This is a genomic window from Streptococcus sp. KHUD_015 (genome assembly GCF_051106265.1).
Classification (GTDB): Bacteria; Bacillota; Bacilli; order Lactobacillales; family Streptococcaceae; genus Streptococcus.
The window spans coordinates 986,380-999,158 of the sequence record NZ_CP193665.1 but is presented as its reverse complement, the minus strand read 5'-3'; the positions used below and the strand labels follow the sequence as shown (position 1 = coordinate 999,158).

11 protein-coding genes and 1 pseudogene are annotated in these 12,779 nt (G+C 40.8%); 2 read left to right on the top strand and 10 right to left on the bottom strand.

Features of this window, described 5'->3' with window-relative positions:
- The first annotated feature begins 62 nt into the window (after window positions 1–62).
- Window positions 63–578: pseudogene (gene tnpA, locus ACORHU_RS04620) on the top strand (IS200/IS605 family transposase).
- A gap of 174 nt (window positions 579–752) precedes the next feature.
- Here the strand turns inward: tnpA and ACORHU_RS04615 are convergent.
- The 8 genes from ACORHU_RS04615 to ACORHU_RS04580 all read right to left on the bottom strand — a co-directional run bounded on the left by ACORHU_RS04615 (window position 753) and on the right by ACORHU_RS04580 (window position 9,192).
- Window positions 753–1,631 carry a sensor histidine kinase gene (locus ACORHU_RS04615; protein ID WP_434365083.1) on the bottom strand — a complete coding sequence of 293 codons (879 nt, stop codon included), beginning with the start codon at window positions 1,629–1,631 and terminating at the stop codon, window positions 753–755.
- Window positions 1,628–2,329 carry a response regulator transcription factor gene (locus ACORHU_RS04610; RefSeq protein ID WP_414337531.1) on the bottom strand — a complete coding sequence of 234 codons (702 nt, stop codon included), beginning with the start codon at window positions 2,327–2,329 and terminating at the stop codon, window positions 1,628–1,630. Before ACORHU_RS04610 ends, ACORHU_RS04615 begins: the two co-directional genes overlap by 4 nt.
- Window positions 2,330–2,520: 191 nt before the next feature.
- Entirely contained in the window at window positions 2,521–3,396 is an 876-nt protein-coding gene (gene aguB, locus ACORHU_RS04605; RefSeq protein WP_434365080.1) for an N-carbamoylputrescine amidase, read from the bottom strand.
- A gap of 9 nt (window positions 3,397–3,405) precedes the next feature.
- A complete protein-coding gene (gene aguA, locus ACORHU_RS04600; protein ID WP_434365078.1) occupies window positions 3,406–4,491 on the bottom strand; it encodes an agmatine deiminase in 1,086 nt (361 codons plus the stop codon).
- On the bottom strand, window positions 4,488–5,615 hold the full coding sequence (nspC, locus tag ACORHU_RS04595; RefSeq protein ID WP_261106210.1) for a carboxynorspermidine decarboxylase: 1,128 nt from the start codon (window positions 5,613–5,615) through the stop codon (window positions 4,488–4,490). Before nspC ends, aguA begins: the two co-directional genes overlap by 4 nt.
- A complete protein-coding gene (locus tag ACORHU_RS04590; RefSeq protein ID WP_000088773.1) occupies window positions 5,615–6,874 on the bottom strand; it encodes a saccharopine dehydrogenase family protein in 1,260 nt (419 codons plus the stop codon). Before ACORHU_RS04590 ends, nspC begins: the two co-directional genes overlap by 1 nt.
- A complete protein-coding gene (gene speE, locus ACORHU_RS04585) occupies window positions 6,871–7,731 on the bottom strand; it encodes a polyamine aminopropyltransferase (RefSeq protein WP_000366713.1) in 861 nt (286 codons plus the stop codon). Before speE ends, ACORHU_RS04590 begins: the two co-directional genes overlap by 4 nt.
- Window positions 7,732–9,192, bottom strand: a complete 1,461-nt coding sequence (locus ACORHU_RS04580; RefSeq protein WP_434365069.1) for an aminotransferase class I/II-fold pyridoxal phosphate-dependent enzyme — start codon at window positions 9,190–9,192, stop codon at window positions 7,732–7,734.
- Window positions 9,193–9,900: 708 nt separating this feature from the next.
- Here ACORHU_RS04580 and ACORHU_RS04575 point away from each other — a divergent pair.
- Entirely contained in the window at window positions 9,901–10,596 is a 696-nt protein-coding gene (locus tag ACORHU_RS04575; RefSeq protein WP_033681722.1) for a VIT1/CCC1 transporter family protein, read from the top strand.
- Here ACORHU_RS04575 and ACORHU_RS04570 read toward each other — a convergent pair.
- Both ACORHU_RS04570 and ACORHU_RS04565 read right to left on the bottom strand, forming a co-directional pair.
- The gene (locus tag ACORHU_RS04570; protein WP_228112162.1) at window positions 10,593–10,739 is read right to left on the bottom strand and encodes a hypothetical protein; all 147 of its coding nucleotides are present in this window, start codon (window positions 10,737–10,739) and stop codon (window positions 10,593–10,595) included. The two genes, ACORHU_RS04575 and ACORHU_RS04570, sit on opposite strands and share 4 nt — an antisense overlap.
- Before the next feature lie 51 nt (window positions 10,740–10,790).
- A complete protein-coding gene (locus ACORHU_RS04565; protein WP_414337519.1) occupies window positions 10,791–12,779 on the bottom strand; it encodes an ABC transporter permease in 1,989 nt (662 codons plus the stop codon).

The following is a 12,779-nucleotide window of genomic DNA, read 5'->3' as shown; positions in this document are numbered from 1 at the left end:
AAAACTCCAAACGCGATACAATAAAGGTGTTCAAGCCAATTGTAAAGAGAAAGGAGAAAAATATGGCACAAAAGGCTCATAGTTTATCGCACACAAAGTGGCACTGTTCTATCACATTGTGTTCACCCCTAAGTATAGACGAAAAGTCATCTATAATCAATATCGAAGTAGTTCAGTAGAAATATTCCGCCGATTATGTAGTTATAAATGTGTTGAGATTATCAAAGGTCACTTAATGTCTGATCATGTACATATGTTGGTCAGTATTCCACCGAGGATAAGTATTTCAAGTTTCATGGGTTATTTAAAAGGCAAAAGTGCACTCATGATGTTTGATAAACACGCCAACCTCAAGTACAAGTTTGGAAATCGCCATTTCTGGGCGGAAGGTTATTATGTGAGTACGGTGTAACTCAATGAAGCCATAATTAAGAAATATATTCAAGAGTAAAGAAATTATCCAGTGGATGATTTCTTCACGAGTATGAAAATTTGAGAACGAGTAAAGCATGATATAGAACTAGATAAATTGAATGTAAAAGAATATGAGGATCCCCTTTAGGGAGAGTGGTAAGTAATACTAAAGCCTCTTTGAGAGGCAAGTGACGAGTTAAGAGCAATAAGGCTTGAATAAAGTGAAAGCCAGCGTCTTTAGGCGCTGACTGGTAATTTGGGCTTATAGCCCTGGGACAAACCACCCGTTAGACGGGTAGTCATGATTTAGAAGCTAGTTTTTACCGAGCCTATTTTCGTTAAAAATAAATGAAAACTGACAACCACTGCCCATCTGTGCTTAGTTTCATCTCTGCACCGAGAAGATGACATAATTCCTCAGTGATATAAAGGCCTAAACCAGAGGATTCTTCGGTGTCTGATAGATTTTCAGAATAAAAACGGTTGCTGAGATTTTCTATTCTTTTGATGGGCTGTTTAACAAGGTTTGCAAGCTCTAAGACAAGCTGTTCCTTTTCTTTTATCAAAGATAGCCGCGCTTCTTCCTTGCCATGTTTGAGGACATTTCCAAGCAAATTTTGTAAAATTCGATCCAGTAAATCTTCATCGGTTCTCGTTGTTAAACCAGCTTCAACCTTAAAATCAAGCGTGATATTTGCCGCCTGAAAAACATCATAATAAGCCAAAGTCTTCTTGGTGATAAAAGCTGAAAGGTCCACTTCTTCCAGTTTCGGTTTGACAGCTCCTTCCATCAAACGACGATATTCTAGGAGAGCCTCCAAACGTTTGGAAACTAAATCAAGATGCTGGGCTATTTTTTGTAAGGTTTCTGCTTTGTTTTCAGGAGTCTTTATCAATTGTTGGGTGTAGCCTGAAGCGATAGTCAGAGGCGTCCGAATATCATGGGCGATATTGCTGATGGCCATATCCAGAGTGTGCTTTTCCCTTTTCATCACCAACCGAGATTGTTCCACTTCTTGAAATAGATTTTCAATTTGCTGGTAGAGATGTAAAAAATGTTTGGAAAAAATGCTGACTCCGACTCTTTTCATACTACCTGTGAGAATCTTGTCTTCAATCTGTTGACTCAAGTTTTTAAGTGCTAGATGGTAGCGAATCAATGCAATCGATAAAATAATTAGGAGTACTAGTAGGATAAAGATTATCATGTAGATCATTGCTTGTCTCCTTTTAATCTTACCCCAACTCCCCAGATGGTTTCAATATATTCTTGATTTGGGTCAAGCTGGTTTAATTTTTTACGAAGATTACTCAAATGCGTATTGAGAGTATTATCTCCAGGTAGGTAGCTATCCTCCCAGACCAATTCATAAAGTTCTTCCTTGGTAAAAATTTTCTTAGGGTGTTTAAGGAGAGTTTGGAGAATCAAGCATTCTTTCTTGGCAAGGCGAATCGTTTCCTGGCTATTTTTAATTTCAAAACTTTCTGCATCAAACTGGATATTTTTCAAGTTTTGTGGCAGATTTTCAGTTTTTTCTATTTCCATAGGCTGTTTTTCTGCACTTTGACGTAATTGAACAGTGACTCTGGCAAAGACTTCGTCCAAATCAAAAGGTTTGACTATGTAATCATTGGCACCATCTAAGAGATATTGACTGATTAACTTCTTATCACTCAAGGCTGTTAGCATAATGACTGGAATTTGACTTTCTTCCCTGATGGCTTTTAAAACTTGATCCCCATTTTTCCCAGGAAGCATGATATCTAGCAAAACGAGGTCAATCCCACCTTGGTCAAAACGCATGATTCCTTCTGTACCAGAAAAGGCTTGAATCACCTCATGCTCCTCAGTAAGAAGTGTTCGTAAAATCTCTTGAATGTCACTATTGTCTTCAATAACCAATATCCTAGCCATAAATACCAACCTTTCTGCAACTATTATAGCATGTTTTATTGATAAAGCTTAAACAGAAAAGCTCCTCGCATAAAAGCGCGAGAAAGCCTTAGAGGGTTAAAATATAAAATCCACTTGCTGGACAACATAGTATCCTTATAGTTGCTAATAAGAAGTTAGTCTAGCAGAATGAATCTCTCATTTCTTCCCTACTAGTCCGTAATGCGTTGATACATTTCGGGTCTTCTATCTCGAAACAAGCCCCAGTTTAGGCGTTCGCTTGCTCCCTTGTCTAGGTCATAAGTAGCTAACAGAACAGCTTCAGCTTGTCTTTCAGCTTGCTCTAGAATAGCTCCTGTTTCATCCGTCATAAAGGATGAACCGTAGAAGTCAAGACTGGAACTCTGTCCACCATTTTCCTCACTAGGCGTGACCTCTTCCAAGCCATAGCGATTGGCTGCAATAACTGGAACAATATTTGCTGCTGCGTGTCCTTGCATGGTACGTTGCCAGTGACCACAACTATCTGTATCTAAAATCGGCTCTGAACCGATGGCTGTAGGATAAAAGAGCAATTCAGCACCATTTAACGCAAGACAGCGCGCTGTTTCAGGAAACCATTGATCCCAACAGATACCGATCCCAATCTTAGCATAGCGAGTATCCCAGACCTTGAAACCAGTGTTGCCAGGTGTGAAATAAAATTTTTCTTGATAATAATGGTCATCTGGTATGTGGGTTTTCCGATAAACACCCAGTACCTCACCATCTGCATCAATGACAGCAATAGAGTTATACAAGACATTGCCATCTTTTTCATAGAAACTGATTGGTAAAACAACCTGTAGTTCCTTAGCAATCACCTTAAAATGCTGAATGGCAGTATTTTCTGCTACAGATTGGGCATGCTGGTAGTAGTCATACTGACGCTCCTGACAAAAGTATGGACGTTCAAATAATTCGGGTAAAAGAATAATTTGTGCACCTTGTTCTGCAGCCTGACGTACTAAACGCTCCGCTGTTTGAATATTTGTTGCCACATCCTTGGCGCATTGCATTTGAATAACTGCAACTCTAACATTTCTCATCTTTTTCTCCTATTCTGGGATTTGTTGGGTGATACAGTGGATATTGCCACCACCTAAAAGAATATCTCTGGCTGCTATTCCGACAACTTTACGGTCTGGGAAACATTTACTTAGAATCTCCAAGGCTACTTGGTCGTTTACATCCTCAAACTGTGGAACTAAGACAGACTTGTTGGCAATATAGAAGTTAACATAGGAAGCAGCAAGCCTTTCACCCTCGTATCGCTCTTCTTCTCCTTCTTCATAGATGTAGCCTGGCAAATCCTCTTTGGTTACAACTTGATGAAGAGCTGGAATTGGAAGTTTATGAATGGTGAAGTGACGACCTTTTGCATCTGTTTCCTTTTCTAAAAGCGCTAAATCAGCTACTGACATGGCATACTGAGGATCACTTTCGTCGTCCGTCCAAGCCAAGACAAGCTCTGCAGGACCAACAAAGGCAGCAACATTATCAACGTGTTCATTGGTTTCGTCCTGATAAATACCATAAGGAAGCCAGATAACTTTTTCAGTACCTAGATAGTCCAATAATCTTCTCTCAATTTCTTCTTTACTAAGATGAGGATTGCGACCAGGACTAAGCAAGCAACTTTCAGTCACAAGAATGGTTCCTTGGCCATCGCTATGGATTGCTCCGCCTTCTAGGACAAAAGGTTTTGCATCGTAAACAGGCATTTCCAAGGCCTCAGCAAAACGACTGGCTACTTGGTCATCATCTTCATAGTCTTGGTAGAGACCATCTACAGCTCCACCCCAAGCATTGAAAGACCAATCCACGGCTAATTTCTGGCCTTCATCATTGACAAGAATAGTCGGACCTGTATCACGCGCCCAGGCATCATTAGTGGGAATGTCTAGATAAATAACGCTATCTCCAAGGTAGTCTTGGGCTTCAGATAGATAATCTTGCTCCACCAAAAGATAGACTCTTTCTCCCTCTGCTATAGTCTTGATAATCTGGCTAAATGCTTTTTTAGCAGCTTTACCTTGAAAAGGCCATGATCCTGGTCTTGTAGGCCAGATCATCAAGGTACCATGGTGTGTTTCGTACTCTGCTGGCATACGATAGCCTAATTTTTTAGGACTGTCCATCATGATAATCTCCCTTTAAAATCTTGATAGCCAAAGGCTTTGACTAAGCTGCAGTCTCCCTGTTCGTCCATGAGATAGAGACTTGGCAATCCAATACCATTAAAAGTATTATTTTTGACAAAAGAATAAATGGCCATGTCTTCGAAATAAAGTCTATCACCGATTTGGACTGGATTTTCAAAACTATAATCATCAATTACATCGCCCGTCAGACAGGTATTAGAAGAAAGTCTGTAGGTATGAGCTTTTTCCTGTGCCTCAAAGCCATTTCTCAAAGGTGGACGATAGGGCATCTCTAGTACGTCAGGCATATGGCAGGTCGCAGAGGCGTCTAAAACCAAGATCTCCATATCGTTTTCGACAATATCCAAAACTTCAGTTGCTAGATAACCCGCATTGAGCGCAATGGCTTCACCCGGCTCGATATAGACTTCAAGATTGTAAATTCCTCGGATACGCTTGATTTCTGAAATCAGCAAATCTACATCATAGTCCTCTCTTGTGATGTGATGTCCACCACCCATATTGAGCCATTTGACCTCATGTAAGTACGAACCAAACTGCGCTTCTACTGCTTTCAAAGTTGTCTGTAAATCATCTGCTCCCTGCTCGCAAAGGGTGTGAAAATGAAGACCATCCACCAAATCTAGTAAATCATTCGGAATCTTGTCTAGAGTAACTCCGAAACGGGATCCAGGGGCACAAGGATCATAGAGAGCGTGATCTCCTTGAGTTGAACACTGAGGGTTGAGGCGCAAACCAACACTGATACCAGCCTCACGACAACGGGCCCCATGTTTACGCAACTGTCTCTCTGAGTTAAAGACGATATGGTCCGTTATCTCCAGCAATTCCTCCAAGTCTGCATCCTTAAAGGCTGGCGCAAATACATGGACTTCTCCCGAGAACTCTTCTCTAGCGAGCTTGGCCTCATAGAGTCCACTAGCCGTCGTACCTGACAGATACTGGCTAATCAAGGGATAGGTTTTGTAGAGGGAATATGCCTTCTGGGCAAGCAAAACCTTACAACCAGCCTCTTCTTGTACATATTGTAAAATGCGGCAGTTGCCTTCTAACTTTGCTAAGTCAATGACGTAAGCTGGTGTTGGTACTTGTTCTAGCTTCATTAGTCCACCATTTGTGGATTTTCAACCACAACCCAAGGTAAACCATACTCATTCAAAGCTTCCATAAATGGATCTGGATCCAATTCTTCAAGGTTATACACTCCAGCTTGTTTCCAAGTACCGTTCATAACCAATTTTGTCCCAATCATGGCTGGAACGCCTGTCGTGTAAGAAATGGCCTGTGAACCAACTTCTGCGTAACATTCCTGATGGTCGCAGACATTGTAGATGTAGATGGTCTTTTCAACGCCGTCTTTGACACCTGTAAAGATACATCCAATATTGGTTTTACCTACAGTACGTGGGCCAAGGCTGGCAGGATCAGGAAGCAAGGCTTTCAAGAATTGGATTGGAACGATTTCTTGGCCATTAAAGTTAATGGTATCAGTACGAAGGAGCCCTACATTTTCCAAGCATTTCATATGCGTTAGATAAGATTGACCAAAAGTCATAAAGAAACGAATGCGTTTGACACCTGGAATGTTTTTCGCCAATGATTCAATTTCTTCATGGTGAAGAAGATACATGTCTTTTTGTCCAACCTGTGGAAAATCATACTCGCGCTTGATTGACATAGCTTCCACTTCGACCCATTTTCCATCTTCCCAGTAAGAACCTGGCGCAGAAACCTCGCGTAGATTGATTTCTGGGTTAAAATTGGTCGCAAATGGATAACCGTGGTCACCACCATTACAGTCTAAAATATCGATATAATGGATTTCGTCAAAGTAGTGTTTGAGGGCATAAGCTGAGAAAACACTGGTCACACCTGGGTCAAATCCAGAACCAAGCAGAGCGGTCAAGCCTGCTTCTTTAAATTTTTCTTGATAAGCCCATTGCCATGAGTAGTCAAAGTAGGCTGTAAATCCAAGTTCCTTACAGCGTTTTTCGTAGATAGCACGCCACTCAGGGTCTTCTGTGTCTTCTGCTTCGTAGTTAGCTGTGTCGATATAGTGGACACCTGTAGCCAAACAAGCATCCATAATAGTCAAGTCTTGGTATGGTAGCGCTACGTTCAAAACGGCTTCTGGCTTGTAGCTTTCAATCAAGGCAATCACTTCTTCTACCTTGTCAGCATCAAGAGCAGCTGTCTCAATCTTTGTACTTGTTTTACCTTCTAATTTAGCCTTCAAGTCATCACATTTTGACTTGGTACGACTGGCAATCATAATTTCTGTAAAGGTTTCGCTATCCTGACAAATCTTTGAAATAGCAACTTGGGCAACGCCCCCACATCCAATAACTAGTAAACGACTCATTTTTTTCCTTCCTCTTCTTCTAAAATGTCCTCAACATACTTGGGCAACATAAAGGCTCCCACGTGTAAGTTTGCAGTGTAGTATTCTGTGAAAAGCTGGCGTTTTTTCCAGCCTTCCTTGTCAAAATCTTTGACAGGGTGGTATTTTTTCGATGCAAATCCAAACAACCAATAGCCAGCTGGACTGGTTGGGATGTGTGCTTGATAAACCCGACTGATTGGAAAGGCTTGATTGACCTTGCGGTGCATGCTTCGGCAAGCCGACTCATCCTCGTCAAAGAAGGGACTCCCATGCTGGTAGATCATGATACCATCTTCTTTGAGAGCTCTGTAACTGTTACCGTAAAATTCCTTGGTAAAGAGCCCTTCCGTATGTCCAAAGGGATCTGTCGCATCGTTGATGATAATATCATAGTCATCTTCGCAGTTTCGCAAAAAGCGTAGCCCATTTTGATAGTAAATGGTAACACGAGGATCATCTAGCCCTGCAGCAAAATCTGGGAAATACTCACGACAGACTTCAACCAACATTTCATCAGGTTCTACAATATCGATTTGTTCCAACTCAGGATAGAGTGTTAATACTTGGGCAACACCACCGTCACCACCCCCAATAACCAAGACTTTCTTGGGATTTGGGTGGACAGCCATGGGAACGTGAACGGTCATTTCATTGTAGACAAAATCATCCGCATCTGAGAACAAGACGTGCCCATTTAAAATTAAAATCTTTCCAAAAGCTGGCGTATCTAAGACTTCTATATCCTGCCATTCACTTTTACCAGCGTAGAGTTGCTTGGCTGTTCTCAGGGACAATTTGACATCTGGAGTATGAACTTCAGAAAACCATAAATCCATCTAGTTCTCCTTTCTCTTAATGACGTTGATGTGATTGACCTCTGGATCTTCCGTCCCTTGGAGGGAACAACCACGTTCCTTGGCAAATTGGATATAGTCTACAATTTCACGTGTAATGCGTTCACCAGGAGCCAAGATAGGAATACCTGGAGGATAGCACATGACAAATTCTCCACAGACCTGTCCAACAGATTCATCCAAGGTCAAACTTTTTCTCTCTGAATAGAAGGCTTCTTGTGGAGACAGCACTAACTCGGGCTGGATATATTCTCCTGCTATCAAGTCCTTCCCATCTCGTGAATAGAGTCTCTTGATATCAGCCAAAGCACCGACTAAGCGCTCGATGTCTTGGATGCGGTCGCCGATGGAAATATAGGCCAAGATATTGCCAATATCACCAAACTCAATCTGAATGTCGTATTCGTCTCGTAGGAGGTCATAAACCTCGATACCTGTTAAGCCAATACCCTGAGTGTAAACTGACAGCTTGGTTACATCAAAATCACAGACCGACACACCATCTATTAACTCTTTTGAGTAAGCATAGTAACCTCCAATGGCATTGATTTCACGGCGAGCGTACTCGGATAGCTCAATGACTTTCTCAAACGACTCTTTTCCACGAAGAGCCAAGTTGCGACGTGAAATATCTAGACTAGCCATCAACAAGTAAGAGGCGGATGTTGACTGGGTCAGGTTAATTATCTGACGAACGTATTCAGAATTCATCTGCTCCCCGATTAAAAGAAGCGAACTTTGTGTCAAACTCCCACCAGACTTGTGCATGGAAACTGCTGCCATATCAGCCCCTGCATCCATAGCAGAAATTGGAAGTTTATCAGTAAAATGCAAATGCGCTCCGTGGGCTTCATCTACTAAAACCATTATGCCAGCTTCATGAGCCATTTCTGTCAACCCCTTTAGGTCTGAACAGATTCCGTAGTAAGTAGGATTGTTAATCAAAATGGCCTTAGCATCTGGATGATCCTTTATGGCCTGGGCTACTCGATCATTTTCAAGACCTAAAGCGATACCAATCTTAGGATCTACACTCATCTCAATATAGATGGGAATGGCACCACATAGAACCAGCGCATTGATGGCAGATTTATGGACATTTCTCGGCAGAATAATCTTATCTCCAGCCTTGCAGGTTGACAGAATCATAGTCTGCACCGATGAAGTTGTTCCCCCAATCATGAGAAAGGCATGGGCTGCTCCAAAAGCATCAGCTGCTAGCTCCTCTGCATCCCGAATAATCGAAATAGGGTGCCCCAGATTATCCAAGGGTTTCATAGAATTGACATCAATGCCAACACATTTTTCTCCTAGTAGTTCGACAAGTTCTGGATTTCCTCGTCCACGCTTGTGACCTGGAACATCAAAGGGAACAATCCTTTTCTTGCGTAGCTTTACCAAGGCCTCATAAATTGGGGCTTGGTTTTGATCTAACTCTTTCAAGACATACTCCTTTCCATATTTTTAGGACCTTATGAAAACTAAGGAACTAAAGGTTAACTCATGAAAAAAGAGCAGGTTTTCACCTGCTCTGCAATCTTCTGACGTTTTTATGTTTGTTTCTTTTGAGTATGTCTGTTCCTGATGTTTCCTAACTCTCTAGTAGCAAATATTACGTACTTTATTGATCGTTTCACAAGATGACGTGTGCTTTCACCACACTAAAAATTTATGAATTAGGACAAGTGTCCTAACATCAACTTATAAAAGTAGGCTTTTAACCCTATCAATAATGTGGTTTTTCAACCACGCTTCGGCATTCAACCCTGCCTGTCCGTAGGCATTTTTTACTCGGGTTTATATTTGCTAGAAAACATCATCTCATTTTCTAAGCTTTATTACTATATCATGTTTTTAAGAACTTGTAAAGCGTTTTACGAAAAAAACATAAAAAAGTTCGCAAAATATTTGGATTTTATTTGATCTAATACTAATTATTCTCTTGTAAACGATTATAAAGTGAACAAAATATTTATCGTATTTAATTTTAAATTTTTTATGCCATTCTATACTCCTTCCCTTCGGTGTTTGATCTATTAGAGAAGATGTCGACATTTTTATATCATTAAAATCGTGCAACTTTTTTCAGATACTTTTAAAAGATTGATTTCATTACCTCTTTCCTTTATACTGGATAAAAAGGAGATTAGTATGTCAGAAACAAATCACGAAATCGATTCCAATTTTGCAGGTCGTTTAAATATCCTGCGTGCGGGTGTTCTTGGTGCCAATGATGGAATTATTTCCATTGCTGGTGTGGTTATTGGGGTTGCCAGTGCTACGAGCAATATCTGGATTATCTTTTTATCAGGATTTGCGGCTATTTTGGCCGGTGCCTTTTCAATGGCTGGTGGAGAATATGTGTCCGTTTCAACTCAAAAAGATACTGAGGAAGCGGCCGTTGCGCGTGAGCAAGTCTTGCTAGACCAAGATATGGAACTAGCCAAAAAGTCCCTCTATGCTGCCTATATTCAAAATGGTGAGTGTGAAACATCAGCCCAACTTCTCACCAACAAAGCCTTTTTAAATAATCCGCTCAAGGCTTTGGTAGAGGAAAAATATGGGATTGAGTATGAAGAGTTTACCAATCCTTGGCATGCTGCTATCTCTAGCTTTATTTCTTTTTTCCTTGGTAGCTTACCACCCATGCTTTCAATTACCATTTTCCCAAGTGAATACCGCATCCCTGCTACCGTCCTTATCGTCGGTGTGGCCCTTCTTCTCACTGGTTACACTAGCGCCAAACTTGGAAAAGCCCCAACCAAAACAGCTATGATTCGGAATCTCGCTATTGGCCTCTTGACCATGGGAGTTACCTTTCTGCTAGGACAACTTTTCAGCATTTAATACTCTTCGAAAATCTCTTCAAACCAGGTCAGCTTCGCCTTGCCGTATATATGGTTACTGACTTCGTCAGTTTTATCTGCAACCTCAAAACAGTGTTTTGAGCAACCTGCGGCTAGCTTCCTAGTTTGCTCTTTGATTTTCATTGAGTATAAAATACAAGAAATACCTCGATTTTGAAGTCGAGGTATCTTTTTTTACATTTGCACAATCTTGCGATAACTTCTAGAAGTAATCATGAAAATCAGCACATAGGCGATGAGGAAGATAGCACAGATAGACAAGGTCACAATCAACATCATAGTCGTATCTATTACACCAATCACTTTTAAAATCAGACTAAGCATATGGTAGGCAAAGGCTAGATGTATGAAGGCAAAAAGCAAAGGAAGGAAGAAAACAGTTAAAACCTGTTTGTTAATGGTTTGCTTGATTTGCTTTTGATCTAAACCGACTTTCTGCAAGATAATAAAGCGTTCACGGTCTTCGTAGCCTTCAGAAATTTGTTTGTAGTAGATGACCAGAACGGTTCCGACCATAAAGATAATGGATAGGAAAATACCGATAAAGAAGACACCACCAAAGAGGGCACTCATTTGAGCACTAGCATCTGCTAGATTGCTACCATACACATAGCTACCTTCCGTGTTTAATTGAGCATTAAACTGATTGAGGTATTTATCATATTCTTCAGCGACCTTGAGTTGTTCTTCTTCGTTGGCATTTACATTCATACCACCGTAAAGCTGATTATAGATAGCCGAATCTGGAAATTGGTCTAAAAATGCTTGTAAATCAGGTACAACAAGGTAATTGTAATCAGTAGTAAAAATATTAAACTGATTTGGGACATGGTTCACAATAAAATCTGTATTAAATTCTTCTTTTACAGAAAATTGATGGTTATTTAGAGTTAGAGCTTTCTGTCCTTTCAGTCCATCATTCTTAGCGAAGAGGCCGACCTCATTGCCTGATAGAGAAAGCTTTTGACCAGTCATATTTTCATAATCTTTTTGGTCAAATACCATGAAGACTGTTTTAGGTTGGACACGGTTTTGTCCTTTTTCAAAAATGGTTAACTTGGTTCCTTCTTGATTTGCAATACCAAAGTTACTGTAACGAAGCACTTCTTTCTCTTTGACACTATAACCTTTGTCACTTGCAAACTGGCTCAAGAGTTTGTCCAAATCTTCTTTTTCAACATTTTGTCCAGTAATTCCAAAGTCGTGCGGATTCATCACTTTTTTAAAGGATTCTGAAGCATTGAAAATGCTTGTCGCTGCTGACATGGTTACCAAAACCATTGTTGACAAAATAGCGATAGTTGCTAGTCCAACCGCATTTTTCTTCATACGGAAAATCAAGTTGGACACTGAGATGAGATTATTTGGTTGGTAATAGTATTTCTTGTTTTTCTTTAAGATTTGGAGGAAAACGGTAATCCCTGCATTAAACAAGAGATAGGTACCAATTATAACCAGCAAAACAGCTAGGAAGAAGGTTGTTAGGGCTGTAAGAGGATCGGTTACCGTAAGGGCAAGATAATAGCCAATCCCTAAACTTATGGAACCAAGAATAGTTTGGAGAGGTAGGAAACGACCTCTTTTCTCTCCGCTTGCTTTCTCACGCGAGAGCTGGAGGGCATTCATACGGGCGATTCGAAGGGCATTCAGGAACATGAGGCCTAGGAAAATCAAACCAAAGACAACAAGTACCGCAATGACAACATTCATTTGGAAGGTAGCGACCAGCTCAACCTTCAATTTCATCAGTTTGAGCAAGAAAGCGAAAATTAACTTGTCAAACAAGGCTCCAATACCGATACCCGCTCCAACAGTTAGAATCCCAAATAGCACTAACTCCTTAAAGGTCATACTGATTAGATGACGCTTCTCCAAGCCCAGCATGCCATAAATTCCCAGTTCCTTGGAACGGTTCTTCATGACAAAACTATTGGCATAGAGGACGATAATGGCTGACGCAAGGGTGACGACAAACATACCAAATCCAAGTGTAGCCTGAATGGTTGTTCCTCCACGGATTTCCGCAATCTTTGGATTGAAGGTTAGGGAGTAAAAGAGATAGGTGACAGTGACTGCCAAGAGAACAGCCAGCGCAAAAGGATAGTAGAGTTTGCGGTTTTTAATCAAGTTCGATACCGCTAACTTATTGGTTAATCGAAACAT